Raw genomic sequence first — 18,556 nt, forward strand, 5'->3', positions numbered from 1 at the left:
AATTGGATGCCAGCATGTCGACGCCGCAAGACCCGCCACAGAAAGCAGATCGTCAGGAAAACGGAACAACCCCGCGCAACGGCAACGGATCGAAACGGCGCATCCTGCTCGTCGTCGCCGTGCTCGCGGCGATCGGCGGCGCCGTCTGGCTCGGCCGCTGGTGGACGGTCGGCCGCTTCATCGAAAGCACCAACGACGCGTACCTGCAGGCGGACAGCATGACCGCCGCGCCGAAGGTCGCCGGCTACGTGACCGACGTGTACGTGCGCGACAACCAGGCCGTGAAGGCCGGCGATCCGCTCGTGCGGCTCGACGTCCGCCAGTACCAGGTCGCGCTCGCGCAGTCGCTTGCGACCGTCGATGCGCGCCGCGCCGACATCGCACGCGCCGAGGCCGACATCCGCCAGCAGCACGCGAATCTCGAACAGGCCGACGCACAGGCGAAGGTGTCGCGCATCAATGCGCAGCACGCCAGCGACGAATACACGCGCTATGCGCCGCTCGCCGCGACCGGCGCGGAAACGCGCGAACGCGTGGCCGACCTGAAGAGCACGCGCGATCAGGCGGCCGCGACGCTCGCCGCGAACAATGCGTCGATCGCGGCCGCCCGCACGCAGATCGCGTCGTACACCGCGCAGCTCCAGCAGGCGCGCGCGCAGCTCGAAGCCGCGCAGGCCAGCGCCGCACAGGCGCAGCTCGACCTCGACAACACGATCGTGCGCAGCACCCTCGCCGGCCGCGTCGGCGATCGCACCGTGCGCGTCGGTCAATACGTGCAGCCCGGCACGCGCCTGCTGACCGTCGTGCCCGTCGACTCGATCTACCTCGTCGCCAACTTCAAGGAAACGCAGATCGGCAACATGCGCATCGGCCAGCCCGTCGAATTGCACGTCGACGCGCTGCCGGACGACGCGCTGTCCGGCGTGGTCGACAGCTTCGCCCCCGGCACGGGCGCGCAATTCGCGCTGCTGCCGCCCGAGAATGCGACCGGCAACTTCACGAAGATCGTCCAGCGCGTGCCGGTGCGCATCCGCCTCGCCGCGGACGCCCGCGCGCAGCGCATGCTGCTGCCGGGGCTGTCGGTGACGGTCGACGTCGATACGCGCCCGGCCCGCGACGAGACGCATCATGGCTGAACCGTCCGCCACGATGCCCATGCCGCCGCACGAAGGCCGTGCGAGCGTGACCGACTGGATCGCGGTCGCGGCGGGCGCGCTCGGCGCGCTGATGGCGACCCTCGACATCTCGATCACGAACTCCGCGCTGCCGCAGATCCAGGGTGAAATCGGCGCGACCGGCACCGAAGGCACGTGGATCTCGACCGGCTACCTGATGTCGGAGATCGTGATGATCCCGCTCGCCGCGTGGCTCACGCGCGTGTTCGGGCTGCGCAATTTCCTGCTGACGAACTCCGCGCTGTTCATTGCCTTCTCGATGATGTGCGGCTGGTCGCATTCGCTGCCGATGATGATCGCCGGCCGGATCGGCCAGGGCTTCACCGGCGGTGCGCTGATCCCGACTGCGCAAACCATCATCCGCACGCGGCTGCCGCTGTCGCAGTTGCCGGTCGGCATGACGCTGTTTGGCCTGATCGTGCTGCTCGGGCCGCTGTTCGGCCCCGTGCTCGGCGGCTGGCTCGCGGAGAACGTCAGCTGGAGCTGGTGCTTTTTCCTGAATCTGCCGGTGTGCCTGTTGCTGATGGCGTTGTTGATATTCGGGCTGCCGTCGGACCGCCCGCAATGGCATGCATTCCTGAACGCGGACTGGCTCGGGATCTTTGGTCTTGCGATCGGGCTGAGCTCGCTCACCGTCGTGCTCGAGGAAGGCCAGCGCGAGCGCTGGTTCGAATCGCAGATGATCGTCTCGTTGAGCCTCGTGTCGCTTGCCGGAATGATCCTGATCGCGTTGTCGCAGATCTTTGCAAAGCGGCCGATCATGCGGCTGTCGCTGATGCGCAACCCGCGCTACGCGAGCGTGATCGTGATCGTGTCCGCGGTGGGCGCCGGGCTGTACGGCGTGTCCTACCTGCTGCCGCAGTTCCTTGCGATCGTCGCCGGCTACAACGCGGAACAGGCAGGCGCGATCATGCTGCTGTCGGGGTTGCCCGCCTTCCTCGTGATGCCGATCCTGCCGCGCCTGCTCGGCAAGGTCGATTTCCGCATCCTCGTGATCTCGGGGCTGCTGCTGTTCTGCCTGAGCTGCATGCTCGACATCAGCCTGACCGCGCAGAGCGTCGGCCACGACTTCGTCTGGTCGCAACTGATTCGCGGCGTCGCGCAGATGCTCGCGATGATGCCGCTGAACCAGGCCTCGATGGCGGCCGTCGCACGCGAAGACTCGGGCGATGCGGCCGGGCTCTACAACATGGCACGCAATCTCGGCGGCTCGATCGGGCTCGCGATCATCGGCACCGTGATCGACCGGCGCACGACCTTCCATACGGCCGCGCTCCGCGAATCGGTGACGGCGAACTCGCTGATCGGGCAGGACCGGCTGTCGGCCTACGCGGCCAACTGGTTCTCGCACACCGGCGACCTCGCGTATTCGAACATGCGCGCGCTCGGACAGTTGGCGCAGCAGATCCAGATCCAGGCCGTCGTGATGACCTATTCCGAAACCTTTTATCTGCTGGGCCTCGCGCTGCTTGCCTGCGTGCCGCTCGCGCTGCTGCTGAGAACGCCGCGCGGGCCGCAGCCGATGTCGTCCGGCCACTGAACCGTCTTACGCGATGAAACCCTTCTCCCTGCCCCGCCGCCCCGCGCTCACGCTGTGCGCGGCCGCGTGCCTGCTCGCCGGCTGCACGGTCGGCCCCGACTATCGCGGCGCGCCCGCCGCACCGGATGCGCCGACCTTCGTGCGCGCGCCGGCCACCGGCGTCGACCCCGCGGCGCCCGCGCCGAGCGCATGGTGGCATGCGCTCAACGATCGCCAGCTCGACGACCTGATCACCGCCGCGCTCGCGTACAACCCCGATCTGCACGCGGCACAAGCCCGCTTGCGCGCATCACGCGCGCAGCTCTCGCAACAACGTGCGGCCCAACTGCCGAAGTCGTCGGCCACCGTCGCCGCCATCCGCATGCGCGAGCCGGACGTGAGCGCGCTCGGTTCGCTGCTGCCGTCGAACGGTTCGAGTCAATCGGGCGGCACCTCGCCGTCGCTGGGTGGCTCGGGCCCGCTGCAGCTCTATTCGGCAGGCTTCGACGCAACCTGGGAAATCGACCTGTTCGGCGGCACGCGCCGCGCGGTCGAAGCGGCATCTGCGCAAGCGGAAGCGGTCGACGCCGATCTCGCCGACACGCAGGTGTCGATCGCTGCCGAAGTCGCCAACGCGTACATCGACCTGCGCGATCAACAGCAGCGGCTTGCGCTGTCGCGGCGCACTGCCGAACTGCAGCAGAAGATGCTCGAACTCACGCAGCAGCGTCGCGCGCGTGGCGTTGCCGCCGATGCCGACATCGAACGCCTGACGACGCAAGTCGAAAACACGCGTGCATCGCTGATCCCGCTCGACGCGCAGGTGACGGAATCGCTCGACCGGCTCGCGATCCTGACGGGCCGCGCGCCCGGTGCGCTCGACGCCGCACTGTCGACATCGGATGCGCCGCTGCCGACGCTGCCCGGCAGCGTCGCGATCGGCGATCCGGCCACGCTACTGAAACAGCGCCCCGACATTCGCGCGGCCGAGCGCCGGCTCGCATCGAGCAATGCGCAGATCGGCGAGCACGTCGCCGATTATTTCCCGAAGGTGACGCTGCTCGGCGATCTCGGCTTCAGCGCGACGGACCCGGGCCACCTGTTCCGCAAGCAGAACTTCACCTGGGTCGGCGCGCCGTATCTGCAATGGAACATTCTCGACTTCGGGCGTACGCGCGGTGCGGTGCGCGCGGCCGAGGCATCGCGAGACGAGGCGGAAGCGAATTATCAGAAGGCGGTGCTGGGGGCCTTGCAGGACGCCAACACGGCATTGCAACGTTACGGGCACCAGCGCGAGCATGTCGTTGCGCTCACCAAGGTGCAGACGTCGGCCGTGCATTCCCGGTCGCTGATGGACGAGCGCTATCGCGCGGGCGTCGCATCGATGATCGACCTGCTCGATACGCAACGCGAAGCGTTGGCCGCGCAGCAGAACGTGATCGCCGGGCAGGCCGAGCTGATCAAGGACTACGTGTCGTTGCAGAAGAACCTCGGGCTCGGGTGGCAGGCAGGCGCGGGTTGATGCCGGGTTGATCGGTGCCGCACAGCCAGGTTTGTCGAGACTGCGGCGGCGCCGATGCTCTAGATGTGGATCGCAAGTCCAACGCGGCCGCGTTCGATGCTTGTGGATCGCTTCACGGCGCGTGACGCAACAACTCATTGCGCACGCAACAATATTCATCGCCTGCGCCGATGAGAACCGCACCCATGCCGCATCGACGCCGTCGCTATCGGAAACATATCGAATATCAATTAGCCAATCGTCTGACGATCTCTTCTAATTCAGTCGGCTTCCCCACCACCGATCGGATTCAAGGAGTTCCATCGTCATGTCCTCATCCTCCCATCGCGTGCTGAGACACGCAGTCGCCGCGATCTGCGTTGCACTTTCCGCGTCCCCCCATGCCGCCGAACTCACGCGAGACACGGGCGCCCCCGTCGGCGACAACGAGAATTCGCAGACGGCCGGCCCTGCCGGCCCCGTGCTCCTGCAAGACTCCGCACTCATCGAGAAACTGCAGCGCTTCGATCGCGAACGCATTCCGGAACGGGTCGTGCATGCACGCGGCACCGGCGCATTCGGCGAGTTCGTGCCGACCGCCGACATCTCGAACCTGACGAAAGCGAAGGTCTTCACACCCGGCACCCGCACGCCCGTGTTCGTGCGCTTCTCCACCGTGATGGGCTATCGCGGCTCGCCTGAACAGGCGCGCGATCCGCGCGGTTTCGCGGTGAAGTTCTATACGCAACAGGGCAACTGGGACATGGTCGGCATCAACTGGCCCGTGTTCTTCATTCGCGACGGCATCAAGTTCCCCGACTTCGTTCACGCGAACAAGCCGAGCGCCGTGACCGGCGTGCAGGATCCGAACCTCGCATTCGACTTCTTCGCGCACACACCTGAAGCGACGAACATGCTGACGATGCTGTACACGAATGCGGGCATGCCCGATTCGTATCGTCACATGGACGGCTTCGCGGTGCACGCGTTCAAGTTCGTCAATGCGCACGGCGACGTGCACTACGTGAAGTTCCACTGGAAGAGCCAGCAAGGCGTGCACGGCCTGCGTCCGCAAGACATCAATGCATCGATCGGGCGCGACTGGAACATGATGACGAACGACCTGTACGGCGCGCTGAAGCAAGGCGACTTCCCGAAGTGGGATCTGTACGTGCAGGTGCTCACGCCGCAGGACCTGAACCGTTTCGACTTCGATGCGCTGGACGACACGAAGGTATGGACGGGCGTGCCCGAGCGCAAGATCGGCACGATGACGCTGAACCGCGTGCCCGACAACTACTTCCAGTCGACCGAGGAATCGGCGTTCGCGCCGTCGCGACTCGTGCCCGGCATCGAGCCGTCAGAAGACCGCATGCTGCAGGACCGGCTGTTCGCGTACGCCGACACGCAGATGTACCGGCTCGGCGCGAACTACATGGACCTGCCGATCAACCGGCCCGTCGTGCCGGTGGTCAACAACAACCAGGACGGCAAGATGAACGCCGGCGACCGCAAGGGCGAGGTGAACTACGAACCGTCGACGCTGCATGAACTCGCGCCGGATCCGCAATACAAGTCCGTGCGCATGACGCTCAACGGAACGACGCAGCAGGAAGCGATCCACAAGAAGCTGCGGTTCCGTCAGGCGGGCGAGTACTACCGCAGCCTGTCGCAGCAGGACAGGGACGACCTGATCACCGCGCTGTCCGGCGATCTCGGCAAGGTGACGAACGCGCACAACCAGTACGCGATGCTGTCGTACTTCTACAAGGCCGATGCCGACTACGGCACGCGTCTCGCGCAGGCCGTGCACGCCGACGTCGGGCAAGTGCAGGCGCTCGCCGCGAAGCTGAACGAGAACTGATCCCGCGACTCCGGTCGCCGTCGACGTGCGGGGTTGCGCCGCGCACGTCGACCTCACCCACCCATCAGGACATTCTCATGCAATCCGAACGCCTGACGCGCGCGATCCGCTCCACCGCAACAGTCCTGGCGCTGGCCGCGCTCACCGGTTGCGCGCACCTTCCCGACCAGCCGGCGTATGCGCCGGCCGACCCTGCCGCGCTGCGCCGCTACGACGGCGACTGGTTCGACGCTGCCCGCGTCGGCCGCGTCGACATCCTGCGCGCATTGCACGACGCCGGCTATCCCGTCGATGCCACCGACAGCCATGGCTTTACGGCCGTGATACTCGCGTCCTACGACGGCCAGCCCGCCGCGCTCGACTACCTGCTGTCGGCCGGCGCAAACGCATGCGCCGGCGACCGCCACGGAAACACGGCGCTGATGGGTGCCCTCTTCAAGAACGAACCCGACATCGCGCGGCGCCTGATCGATACGCCATGCCCGATCGACCAGACGAACGGCGCCGGGGAAACCGCGCTGGGATTCGCCACGCTGTTCAATCGATTCGACCTGATTCCGCTCCTCGTCGCGCGTGGCGCGAATCCGAATCATGTCGATCGGCGCGGTCAGTCGCTGCTGCAGCTCGCGCGGTCGCACGACAACACGGAAGCCGTGGACGCGCTGCGGCATGCAGGTGCGCGGCAGTAGCTTCATGCCCTGCTTCCTGATGCCCGCGTGCTCGCCTTGCTTCACCGCGACCCAGCGATTCGAGTCACGCCTCGAACACGATCGGCGAATTGCGCCCATTACGCATCAAACCGGAAATGATCGGCAATTCGCATTCCGCATTACTTTCTGTGGCGGCCTCGAATATTACAAAACACTGCCAATATTTTCAAAAACATTGCGCCTATTCGCTTTAATTTAGTTTCATATAATCAAAAAAAGTTTGACACCTCGCTTTCGTTCTTGATACCGTCCGATGCAAGCAATCTGACGAATTGCTCACTACGCAATCGCTTCCGCTCGACGTTTTTTCGCTTTCGCCGCACCGCAGTGCTCGCCGCCGGCCGCATCGTTCACGCGCCGACGCATGCAACATCCCGATGCATCTCATTGGACAACTGCCATCCGGCAGCGGGCCGAAGGACCGAATCAAATGAGCAGGACAACGAAACTGTTGCTCTAGCAACCCCGCCCGCGTCACGTCCGGCGCAGTTGCGTCGTATCGCGGCGCAGCCTTCCCGTTACCGCATTTTCCGTATTTCGCCCCCGGAGAAAAGACACCGTTCCGGACCGGGCGAAAGGCCCTGTCGCGTCCGTGCCATCCGCACGCATGCGACAGAAATCGGCGGTGCATGACCCGCACCGCTGTCGACCGTTGTTGTTCGTGCTGTTCGATGTTCAACCGGAGGGGTAATTCAAATGAATCAGGTTGCAGACAAGAATCAAAAGCACAATCGCTTCGTCAAACTCGCATTCGCCGCCGCGGCAGCCGCATCGTTCGGCATGGCGACCGCCCATGCCGCGCCTGCGGCCGGCTGGACGGAAACGCACACCAAGGGTTTCCTGCCGCTCGTGCAGCAGAGCGAAGCCGGTACGGCCGGCGCGCCCGCCGCGAGCACGGCCGCGGCTGCAGCAGCCGCCGTCGAGATGGCGCCGGGCGAGTCGGTGGACATCGTGCTCGGGCTGAACCTGCGCAACGAAGCGCAACTCGACCAGTTTCTGCACGACCTGCATACGCCTGGTTCGCCGCACTACCGGCAGTTCCTCACGCCGGCGCAGTTCGCGTCGCAATATGCGCCGACCGACCAGCAGGTCGCCTCGGTCGTCGCGCATCTGCGCAAGGCAGGCTTCGTGAACATCGTCGTCGCGCCGAACCGTCTGCTGGTCTCCGCGTCCGGCACCGCGGCCACCATCAAGTCCGCGTTCCGCACGACGCTCAAGCGCTTCACGCGCAACGGCCGCAGCGTCTACGCGAATACCGACGCCGCGCAAGTGCCGAACGCGATCGGCGGCGTCGTGGGTTCGGTGCTGGGCCTGCAGAACGTCGAGCTGATGCACACGGGCGCGGGCAGCCAGCCGCAAGGCAACACCAGCAACCTGACGATTCCGGCCGGCGCATCGGCGGTGCCGCACAACCCGACCGAATTCTCGTCGATCTACGGCGGCGACGGCACGCCGACCGCGTCGCAGACCACCGTCGGCATCATCTCTGAAGGCGACCTGTCGCAGACGGTGAGCGACCTCAATACGTTCGCCGCAAACAACAGCCTCGGCACGATCAGCAGCAGCATCGTGAAGACGGGCCCGTCCGGCAGCGCGTACACCGACACCGACGGCACCGTCGAATGGAACCTCGACAGCCAGTCGATCGTCGGCGCGGCCGGCGGCAGCGTGAAGCAGGTCGTGTTCTACGTCGCGCCGTCGATGACGCTCACGGCGATCACCGCCGCGTACAACAAGGCCGTGACCGACAACGTCGCGAAGGTGATCAACGTGTCGCTCGGCGTGTGCGAATCGTCCGCGAACAGCACCGGCTCGCAGGCCACCGACGACACCATCTTCAAGCAGGCAGTCGCGCAGGGGCAGACCTTCTCGGTATCCGCCGGCGACCATGGCGCATACGAATGTGCGAGCGGCACGCCGTCGCGCTCGACCTACACGGTGAGCGAGCCGGCAACGTCGCCGTACGTGATCGCCGTGGGCGGCACGACGCTGTTCACCAATACGTCGACCAACGCGTACAACAGCGAGATCGTCTGGAACGATCCGAGCTGGCAGCCGGGCACCGTATGGTCGACGGGCGGCGGGTACAGCAAGTACGAAGCCGCACCGTCGTGGCAATCGTCGAGCCTCACGGGATCGACCAAGCGCGCACTGCCTGACGTCGGCTTCGACGCAGACCTGCGCACCGGCGCGATTCTCGTCGTCAACGGCCAGACGTCCGACACGCTGTGGGGCTCCGGCTACCTCAACAACGAAGGCGGCACGAGCCTCGCCGCGCCGATCTTCACGGGCATCTGGGCGCGCCTGCAGTCCGCCAACAACAATGCGCTCGGGTTCCCCGCGTCGAGCATCTACAAGTACTTCCCGAGCAACGCGGCACTGCTGCACGACGTCACGTCCGGCAACAACGGCAGCGGCACCTACGGCTACAAGGCGAAGGCGGGCTGGGACGCGACGACGGGCTTCGGCAGCGTGAACATCTCGAAGCTGAACACGTTCATCCAGAGCACGTCGGATTTCGCACGCTGATGGAAAGATGACCGCCCCGGTTCCGCATGCGCACCACAGCGCATATATGGAACGGGATGTGATCGCTTGAAAAACCCGCGAGGGCCGCAAGGCCTTCGCGGGTTTTTTGTATTCCGCGCGATCTCGAGGCGCAGCCTCCGGCGCGATGATGCCCGCGCCAACCTTGCAATCGTTGCGCAAGCAACTTTCATGTCCATTACCCGAGTAGTGCCGGCCCGCTTACGGACTGCAAGGTACACACTGTTACACAACGCGAAGACAACTTCCGCGCGTGTCGTGCGTTTAACTGGATAGATCGATTCGTCGCGGGACAACCACGCTGCGAGCACGACCCTGCCGCCGGCCCCGGCCGATGCCCCGGAGCATGCGCTGACGGCCGCGGCACAGTGCTCAGGCCGATCGCGCGGCCCGCGTGCCTGCCAACGCCGACACAACCCCGAACGAACAACATGAACAACACACGTGCACACCGCCCCGTCAGAACGTTGATCGCATCGTCCCTCATCGTGTCGCTGCTCGGCCTCTCGGCCTGCAACAAGAACGGCGACAGCAGCGCCGCCACTCCGGCCAGCGACGCAAGCGCGGCCGCCGCGGCGCAGCCCGCCTCGACGCCCGTCGCCTACACGCCGCCGACTGCCGACCAGCTCTACCAGATGGTCGCGCCGATCGCACTGTTCCCTGACAAGCTCGTCGCGCTGGTGCTTGCGGGTGCAACCTACCCGGACCAGGTCACGGCCGCCAATAACTGGGTCATGCAGAATCCGTCGTTGAAGGGACAGGCACTCGCCACCGCCACCGATACGCAGCCGTGGGATCCGTCGGTCAAGGCATTGACCGCGTTCCCCGCGGTGCTGTCGCAGATGGCGTCGAACCCGGCCTGGACCACGTCGCTCGGCCAGGCCTACTACAACGACCCTACCGACGTGATGAACGCGATCCAGGTGATGCGCCAGCGCGCGCAGACGTCCGGCCATCTGCGCTCGGGCGGCCAGATGCGGGTCACGCAAGTCGCGCAGGCCGCGCCGACCGGTTATACGCCGGCTGCCGACGCGCCCGTGGTCTATTCCGGGCCGGCGATCGTGCCGCCCCCCGCCCAGGCCATCGAGATCGAATCGGCACAGCCCGAGGTCGTCTATGTCCCGTCGTACAACCCGACGGTCGTCTACGGCGAGCCGGTTTCGGCCTACCCCGGCTACGTGTACCGACCGCCTTCATACAGCACGGGGGAAGTCGTTGCCGCCGGCGTGATCACGTTCGGCGTCGGCATCGCCGTCGGCGCCGCGATCTTCGGGCACCACGACTGGGGCTGGCATGCATGGGGCATGAACTGGGGCGCGCCGCGTCCGGAAGGCCCCGGCTGGAACGGCGGCTGGCAGCGCCCGGCCGTGGTGTACAACCACACCACGTACGTGTCGAAGTCGACCACCGTGATCAACAACATCACCAACATCCGCAACACGCGAATCACGAACAACTACGGCGGCAACGTCACCAACAATACGACGAACACGACGATCGAACGCAACACGATGCAGCCGGGCGCGGAACCGATGCGCGGGCAGGCCATGGCGCAACACCCGGGCGCCGTGCCGATGACGATCCCGCACTTCGGCGCGAACGACGCGCGCGCCGGCGTGCGGCCGTCGCCCGGCGCGTTCGCACAGAACCGTGCGAACGAACCGCATACCGAAGCACCGGCGCAACATGCGCCCGGCGTGATGCGCGAGGAGCAGCAGCAGGCCATGCAGCAGGCGCACGCTGCGCAGGAAAATCGCGCGGCCGCCCAGCAGCAGCAATTGCAGCAGCAACGTCGCAACGAGGCTCAGCAACAACGCGAAGCGATGCAACAGCACAACGCAGTACAGCAGCAACGCGAGGAAATGCAGCAACACAGCGCCGCAGAACAACAGCAGCGCGAGGCGTTGCAGCAACACAATGCGGAGCAGCAACGGCAGCGCGAAGCCATGCAGCAACGCACCGAGACTCAGCAGCAAGTGCGTAAAGAGGCGCCACCGCACAACGAAGCGCAACCGCAGGAACACGCTGCAGCGCAGCCGCGGCAATCGGCCCCCGAGCACGCACCCGCACCGCATCCGCACCCTGCGGAGCCGCATCCGCCACACGAGGCCCATGAGCATCGCACCGAGTGAAATGCACGCCTCGACGGCAGCGCGGGTTTCGCATTGCCGGCTGGCGAAACCGCGTCTCGTTGGCGTGCAAACCCAGCTCGGCACAACATTCCACGCGCCGCCGTTTTCAGCGAAACCGCACGGCCCTGCCGTGCAACTTACGCCTCCCAGTTCCGGACATAATCCGGCACCGGTACGCTGCCCTCGGCATGGACCGGCGCACCGCGCGTCATCTTCAGCGGCAGGATCCCCGTCCAGACAGCAAGCGCGAGATCTTCGTCCTTGTCGGACGGCATTGAGTCGCTGACCTTCACGGCTGCTTCCGCAAGCGCAATCCGCAGCACGCTGGTCGCGTTGATTTCCTTGTCGTTGCCGGGCCGCGCGTCATGCTTGCGACCGGGCGCGATCTTGTCCATCAATGCATCCAGCGCCGCCAGCTTGTCCGCACTGCCCCCCACCATCTCGAACCGCCCGTAGATCACCGCGGATCGATAATTCATCGAATGGTTGAAAGCCGATCTGGCCAACACGAGACCGTCCAGCAACGTCACCGCGACGGAGGCCGGCATGCCCGCCGCCAGCGCCTTGATCATCCGGCTGCCGTTCGACCCGTGAATATAGAGGTGATCGCCCCGTCTCCAGTGCGCGGTCGGGATGCAGTGCGTGTCCTCGCCCGAACTGAATGCGATGTGGCACACGTAGGCCTCGTCCACGATGCGATGAAGCGTCTCGCGACCGTGGCTTGCCAGTTCCGGCAGGCGGCGAATGGTGGTGCGGGACGTGGGGGAGATCACAGTCTGGTCTTTCATGTTTCGTTTTCCTGTTTGCACGCCCTGGCGCGCATCGAGCGGCCCGCGTTTCGGCCAGGCGCAGGCACTCACTCGAAATATATTTGCACTACGAAGTTAATAGAATTGAACGATACAGCTTTGCACGCGCGAATGACCGGTCGATCAGCCCATCGACAGTCTCTGGCCAAATCAATCAAAATACGCGCGCGGCTATCCGTGACGATCGCTGGACATGCCCGCGCACCGGCCGGCGCCACGGGAACGTGAACGATACGACGCGCGTCGCATCTTCAAAAGAACCAGCTCACCCAAAAATTCTGGAACCAGCCCATGGATCTCGCGCTGCTCGTCTCATCGCTTTCCAGACAGGACGGCACGACACGCCACAGCCAGCAGGAAGCCCTCTACCGGAGCCTGCGCAACATGCTGCTGGACGGGCACATCCCGCCCGGCACGCGGCTCGTATCGACGCGCGTGCTCGCGGCCGAGCTGGGCATCGCGCGCAACTCGGCGGTCTATGCGTACGAGCGCCTTGCCGAGGAAGGCTTCGTGGCGGCCACGCGCAACGGGACGATCACGCTATGGGACGGGTGCGGCCGTTCCACCACAGAGCCCGAACGCGGCCCGGCCCCGGTTCGATTGTCCGAGCGCGTGCATGGGCTGGAGAACGCCGATCCCGAACCCGAACGCATGCTGCCGTTCGTTCCCGGCCTCCCTTCGCTCGATGAATTCCCCGTCGCCCAATGGCGCCGTTGCATCGAGCGCGCGTGGAGAGTCATCCAGCCCGCTCAGCTCGCCTACGGCCCGGTCGAAGGGCTGCCCGAATTGCGGCGTGCCGTGGCCGCCTACATCCGGGTCTCGCGCGGCGTGCGCTGCGAAACAGGCCAGGTATTCATCACCGACGGCACGCAAAGCAGCCTCGAACTGTGCGCGCGCATGCTGGCGAATCCCGGTGAATACGGCTGGCTAGAGAATCCCTGCTACAACGGCGCCCGAACCGCATTCCGGTCGACCGGGCTGGATCTCGTGCCGATCGAGGTCGACCACGAAGGAATGGCACCAACCGACGAACAATGGCACACCCGGCCGCCCCGGCTGATCTATACGACACCGTCGCACCAATACCCGCTCGGCGCGCTGATGAGCCCCAGTCGGCGCGCAGCGCTCGTCGAGCACGCACGTGCGTGCGGCGCGTGGATCATCGAGGACGATTACGATAGCGAGTTCCGCCACGGCGGCCAGCCGCTGCCCGCGATCCAGGGCCTCGATGCCGACGCACCGGTCTGCTATCTCGGCACCTTCAGCAAGACGATGTTTCCCGCCCTCCGGCTCGGCTTCATGGTGGTTCCGTCGATTCTGGTCGATCGCTTCACCCGCACGCTGCGCGAACTCGTCCATCGCGGCCACTCGGCCGACCAACTGGCGATGGCCGAATTCATCGACACCGGCCTCTTTGCACGACACCTGCGCAGGATGAGGACGCTCTACGCCGAGCGTCGGAGCAGCCTCGAAGCCGCACTCGCCCGCCACCTCGGCACCGTGCTGAGCGTTCGCGAAAGCCCGGGCGGCATGCATCTGTCGGCCGATCTCGCGATGCCGCTGCACGATACCGATATCGCCCGCGCGGCAGCCGCGCATGGCCTGCTGCTTCAGTCGCTGAGCAGCTATCGGGTCGGCGACGGCCGGCCGTACAACGGCTTCGTGCTCGGATACTCGGGGCTGAGCGACACGACGATCGAGACCGCGACGAGGCAGCTCGCGGCCGTCATCGAGCAGCACGGCCGCACGGGTTGCTGAATGTCGTGCGCGGCATCGTCGCTCACAGTTGCGACTCGAGCGGAAACAGCCCGAGAAACCAGACTTCCATCCGCCGCGGGACCGAAACTTCCGGCTCGCGATCGAGTTCCGTGACCTTCCCGTCCGAATCGGTCTGAATCCACTTGAGCTGCCCGTTGCCCGCCGGATCGGTTCTCAGCTCGACACGCCACGCAATTCGATCGAGCCGTCCGTCCAGATTGTCTGCCACTTGCGACGCAATCGCCGGACTCTCGCAGTAGACGCCGATCTCCGTATTGAGGTTCAGCGAGCGCGGATCGAGATTCATCGATCCGATGAAAATGCTCTTGCGGTCGAACACGTAGGTCTTCGCATGCAGCGATGCACGCGACGAGCCGATGATCACCTTCTTCGAAATGCTCTTGTCGCCCGACGGCCGCCGTTCGTAAAGCCGCACGCCGGCCGCCACGAGGTCGCTGCGGTATCGCCGGTAGCCTGCGTGCACGGCCGCCACGTCAGTCGACGCGAGCGAATTGGTCAGCACCGTCACACGTACGCCGCGCGCCGTGAGCGCGCGCAGCCGCGCGACGACCTCCTTGCCCGGCACGAAATACGGCGACACGATCAGCAAGTCATGCTCGGGCTGTAACGCGAGCGCCCGCAATTGCGGCATCAGGTGCCCGTCGCTGTCCTTCGGCGCGTGCGCGATCTTCGACGGATCGTCATACAGCACCGTCGCGTGACCCCACGACAGTTCCGTGCCTTCCCCGTGAACGATCCGGTCGAGCCGTTGCCTCGCCTCGAGCACGTACGGATTGTCCTCCATGGTCCTCAGGTAGTCGCGCAACTGTTCGCGCTCGTGGTCCAGCCCCCCCGGCGCCGCATCGTGCCCGACCAGCGCACTGATCGGATACGCGTACGGGGAATTCCAGAACGTGTCGAATTCGGTCGAGATGTTCTTCACGACCGGGCCATGGACGACGACGTCGAGATCGCCGAACTCCACCATCGACGATGCGCCGAAATACTCGTCGCCGATATTGCGGCCGCCGACGATCGCCGCCTGGTTGTCCGCGATCATCGCCTTGTTGTGCATGCGCCGGTTGACGCGCGAGAACTCGAACACCGTGCCGATCTTCTTGAACCGGCGCGTGGCGACCGGATTGAACAGCCGGATCTCGATGTTCGGATGCGAACTGATCTCGAGCAGCTTGCGATCGTCCGCGTTCGTGCCGAGATCGTCGAGCAGCGCACGCACGCGCACGCCGCGATCGGCCGCGCGAATGATCGCATCGGCCAGTTCGTGCCCGGTCAAGTCGTCATGCCAGATGTAGTACTGAAGATCGATCGAGCGGTCCGCGCGATCGGCGAGCAACACGCGCGCATCCAGCGCGTCGATCGGATCGGTCAGCAGATGAAACGCGTCCTGCCCCGGATGCGTACTGGCCTGCTGCTGGAACGCGACGCCCAGCCGCGTGTTGTCCGTATCGGTGTACGCGTGCGTCGGCGCGCGATCTGCCTGCGGCGGCAGGCTCGCGCATGCAACGAGCGCCAGCAACGAAAGAAGCGCACCCCACGAACGCAGCATGGTCATGATTGCCGTCCCACTCCCGGCCGAAGTCTGTTTGTTCTCGCCGCCGGATGGATCGCGGGGCTGTTTGGCTTGCCTTGGGCCGCAATCGGTATCGCGTGTGAAACGGCCGCGCTACAGCATACTTCGATTGACGGCGACGCGGCACCCTCTCGGTACTTTCCTGATCACGACATGGGTCACGCGCCCACGCAAAGAAAAACCCGCGACGCATGAAGCCATCGCGGGTTTTCGGCATGCCACGCGAACGCGCGCATGAAATCTGGTGGGCCCGGCGGGGTTCGAACCCGCGACCAATCGATTATGAGTCGACTGCTCTAACCGCTGAGCTACAAGCCCTGATGAGAAGCGAAGCGTGTCACACGCTGCCCCGACGACGAAGCCGGGCCGGCATTGTAACAACAAAGGAGAGAAACGCCACCGGCATCACGCGGATGCCGGCGGCGTTCGCAGGAGAGACGCTGGAAATCAGTTCCCTTCGAGGAACGACTTCAGCTTGTCGGAACGGCTCGGATGACGCAGCTTGCGCAGCGCCTTGGCCTCGATCTGACGGATCCGCTCACGCGTGACGTCGAACTGCTTGCCGACTTCCTCGAGCGTGTGATCGGTGCTCATCTCGATACCGAAGCGCATCCGCAGCACCTTCGCCTCGCGCGGCGTCAGCGAATCGAGCACGTCCTTCACGACGTCGCGCATGCTCGCATGCAGCGCGGCATCCGCCGGCGCGACCGTGTTGGTGTCCTCGATGAAGTCGCCGAGATGGGAATCGTCGTCGTCACCGATCGGCGTTTCCATCGAGATCGGCTCCTTCGCGATCTTCATGATCTTGCGGATCTTGTCTTCCGGCATCTCCATCTTCTCGGCGAGCGTTGCCGGATCCGGCTCGAGACCGGTTTCCTGCAGGATCTGCCGCGAGATGCGGTTCATCTTGTTGATCGTCTCGATCATGTGAACCGGAATACGGATCGTGCGCGCCTGGTCCGCGATCGAGCGCGTGATGGCCTGGCGGATCCACCACGTCGCATAGGTCGAGAACTTGTAGCCACGACGGTATTCGAACTTGTCCACCGCCTTCATCAGGCCGATGTTGCCTTCCTGGATCAGGTCGAGGAACTGCAGGCCGCGGTTCGTGTACTTCTTCGCGATCGAGATCACGAGACGCAGGTTCGCCTCGGTCATTTCGCGCTTCGCCTGGCGCGCCTTCAGTTCGCCGGCCGCCATCTGGCGGTTGGTTTCCTTCAGGTCCTTCAGCGGCAGCACGACGCGCGCCTGCAGGTCGAGCAGGCGCTGCTGCTGTTCGCGGATCGCCGGGATGTTACGCGACAGCACCGCGCTGTACGAATGGCCTTCGGCCATGATCTTCTCGGCCCAGTCGAGATCGGTCTCGCTGCCCGGGAAGCGCGCGATGAATTCCGAGCGCGGCATGCCGCACTTGTCGACGACGATGTGCAGGATCTGACGTTCGACCTGACGCACTTCGTCCACCTGCGCACGCAGCGTGTCGCACAGGCGTTCGACGGTACGCGCGGTGAAGCGGATCGTCATCAGTTCGGTCTGGATCGTTTCCTGCGCCTTCAGGTAGGCCTTCGACTTGTAGCCTTCCTTTTCGAATGCGCGGCGCATCTTGTCGAACCACTCGCTGATCTGCGAGAACTTCTCGAGCGACGCACGCTTGAGGGCTTCGAGCTGGGCGGCGTTGGCCGATGCCTGCGCGGCACCGTCATCTTCCTCCTCTTCCTCTTCTTCCTCTTCCTCTTCGGCTTCCTCGTCCTCGTTCTCGATGGCTTCCGCTTCCTTCGCGGAGAAGCCGTCGGTATCGGCGGAGTCCGAAGCATTCGGATCGAGCAGGCCGTCGACGAGCTCGTCGACGCGGATCTCTTCGTTCGCGACGCGTTCGGCCATCGCGAGGATGTCGGCGATCGTCGTCGGGCACGCGGAGATGGCCATCACCATGTGACGCAGGCCGTCCTCGATCCGCTTCGCGATCTCGATTTCGCCTTCGCGCGTGAGCAGCTCGACCGTGCCCATTTCACGCATGTACATCCGGACCGGATCGGTCGTGCGGCCGAATTCCGAATCGACGGTGGACAGCGCGACTTCCGCTTCCTCTTCGACTTCATCGTCCGACGACGCGGCGGGCGCGTTGTCGTTCAGGAGCAGCGTTTCCGCGTCCGGCGCCTGCTCGTAGACCGCCACGCCCATGTCGTTGAACGTGCCGATGATGCCTTCGAGGGCTTCGGTCTCGGTGAAGTTGTCCGGCAGGTGGTCGTTGATTTCGGCGTACGTCAGGAAGCCGCGCTCCTTGCCGAGCTTGATCAGCGCGCGCAGTTTCACGCGGCGCTCTTCGAGCTCCTCGGCCGTACCCGGCGTGCTCGTCGCGAACGCTTCCTTCAGTAGCGCCTTTTCCTTGGCGCGACGATCGCGCACCTTGGATTTGCCCGGGGCAGCCGCCGCTGCTGCGGGCTGCTCGTCGCTCTGATTTGCGTCGTCTTCGACGGATACTTCGTTCAGCTTTTTGGTCATGGAGTTCGCCGTACCGGCTATATCGACTCGCGGCTGCTGGACGACAGCCGGTTGAACCGTGGGTGCATGAGTAGTACGTACTGCCGTTTCGTCCGCGGCGGCAGTCGTGTCCCTTGCGCTTTTCGCACTTGCCCGCTTCGCCGCCGGCTTGGCCGGCCCGGAGTCGGGTCTGGCGGCAGCCCGTGTTCTGGCTGCCGGCGCCGGCGCAGCCTGAGCAGTGCCGGCCGCGGTTTTCTTTCCTGCCGGGGCTGACGTGGCTGAAGACGTTGTCCTGGTGGAAGAAGCAGACTTGGCCGCTGTGACCTTTTTGGTCGGCTCCGTCGAGCCCTTGCCTGTTGCTTTCTTTCCGCCTGTCGTCTTTGCCATCGCGATTCTCGCCTCTGCTTAGAAAACAAACCGCTGGAAACCTTATATTATAGCACGCTGGGGAGCCCTCTCTAAGCTCTCC

The 18,556-nt window shown here is 65.0% G+C and carries 11 protein-coding genes and 1 tRNA gene; 8 read left to right on the plus strand and 4 right to left on the minus strand.

Annotated elements, in window-relative coordinates; all coding sequences use genetic code 11:
- Nucleotides 1–14: 14 nt before the first annotated feature.
- From CFB45_RS25825 to CFB45_RS25860, 7 genes are all read left to right on the plus strand, one after another.
- Nucleotides 15–1,136: an HlyD family secretion protein gene (locus tag CFB45_RS25825; protein WP_089427987.1), complete on the plus strand. Its 1,122-nt coding sequence runs from the start codon at nucleotides 15–17 to the stop codon at nucleotides 1,134–1,136.
- Complete coding sequence (locus CFB45_RS25830; protein WP_089427988.1) at nucleotides 1,129–2,715, plus strand: MDR family MFS transporter; 1,587 nt, start codon at nucleotides 1,129–1,131, stop codon at nucleotides 2,713–2,715. Before CFB45_RS25825 ends, CFB45_RS25830 begins: the two co-directional genes overlap by 8 nt.
- 13 nt (nucleotides 2,716–2,728) lie before the next feature.
- Nucleotides 2,729–4,216 (plus strand): efflux transporter outer membrane subunit, encoded by a 1,488-nt coding sequence (locus CFB45_RS25835; RefSeq protein WP_089427989.1) that lies wholly within the window; start codon nucleotides 2,729–2,731, stop codon nucleotides 4,214–4,216.
- Between the two features lie 307 nt (nucleotides 4,217–4,523).
- Nucleotides 4,524–6,059, plus strand: coding sequence for a catalase (locus CFB45_RS25840; RefSeq protein ID WP_089427990.1), 1,536 nt, complete (start codon nucleotides 4,524–4,526; stop codon nucleotides 6,057–6,059).
- 77 nt (nucleotides 6,060–6,136) lie between these two features.
- Nucleotides 6,137–6,748 carry an ankyrin repeat domain-containing protein gene (locus CFB45_RS25845; protein WP_089427991.1) on the plus strand — a complete coding sequence of 204 codons (612 nt, stop codon included), beginning with the start codon at nucleotides 6,137–6,139 and terminating at the stop codon, nucleotides 6,746–6,748.
- A gap of 717 nt (nucleotides 6,749–7,465) precedes the next feature.
- The gene (locus tag CFB45_RS25855) at nucleotides 7,466–9,298 is read left to right on the plus strand and encodes a S53 family peptidase (RefSeq protein WP_089427992.1); all 1,833 of its coding nucleotides are present in this window, start codon (nucleotides 7,466–7,468) and stop codon (nucleotides 9,296–9,298) included.
- 449 nt (nucleotides 9,299–9,747) lie between these two features.
- Nucleotides 9,748–11,448, plus strand: coding sequence for a DUF3300 domain-containing protein (locus CFB45_RS25860; protein ID WP_089427993.1), 1,701 nt, complete (start codon nucleotides 9,748–9,750; stop codon nucleotides 11,446–11,448).
- Between the two features lie 137 nt (nucleotides 11,449–11,585).
- Here CFB45_RS25860 and CFB45_RS25865 read toward each other — a convergent pair whose 3' ends face one another.
- Complete coding sequence (locus tag CFB45_RS25865) at nucleotides 11,586–12,236, minus strand: pyridoxamine 5'-phosphate oxidase family protein (protein WP_089427994.1); 651 nt, start codon at nucleotides 12,234–12,236, stop codon at nucleotides 11,586–11,588.
- Nucleotides 12,237–12,548: 312 nt separating this feature from the next.
- Here CFB45_RS25865 and pdxR point away from each other — a divergent pair, with 312 nt between their 5' ends.
- On the plus strand, nucleotides 12,549–14,015 hold the full coding sequence (pdxR, locus tag CFB45_RS25870) for a MocR-like pyridoxine biosynthesis transcription factor PdxR (protein WP_089427995.1): 1,467 nt from the start codon (nucleotides 12,549–12,551) through the stop codon (nucleotides 14,013–14,015).
- A gap of 22 nt (nucleotides 14,016–14,037) precedes the next feature.
- On the opposite strand, the gene CFB45_RS25875 is transcribed toward pdxR, so the two are convergent.
- The 3 genes from CFB45_RS25875 to rpoD form a co-directional block, all read right to left on the minus strand.
- Complete coding sequence (locus tag CFB45_RS25875) at nucleotides 14,038–15,588, minus strand: phospholipase D family protein (RefSeq protein WP_089427996.1); 1,551 nt, start codon at nucleotides 15,586–15,588, stop codon at nucleotides 14,038–14,040.
- A gap of 260 nt (nucleotides 15,589–15,848) precedes the next feature.
- A tRNA-Ile gene (locus CFB45_RS25880) sits at nucleotides 15,849–15,924 on the minus strand.
- A 129-nt stretch (nucleotides 15,925–16,053) separates the two neighbouring features.
- The gene (gene rpoD / locus CFB45_RS25885; RefSeq protein WP_089427997.1) at nucleotides 16,054–18,474 is read right to left on the minus strand and encodes an RNA polymerase sigma factor RpoD; all 2,421 of its coding nucleotides are present in this window, start codon (nucleotides 18,472–18,474) and stop codon (nucleotides 16,054–16,056) included.
- Nucleotides 18,475–18,556: the final 82 nt, after the last annotated feature.

The organism is Burkholderia sp. HI2500 (assembly GCF_002223055.1).
GTDB lineage: Bacteria > Pseudomonadota > Gammaproteobacteria > Burkholderiales > Burkholderiaceae > Burkholderia.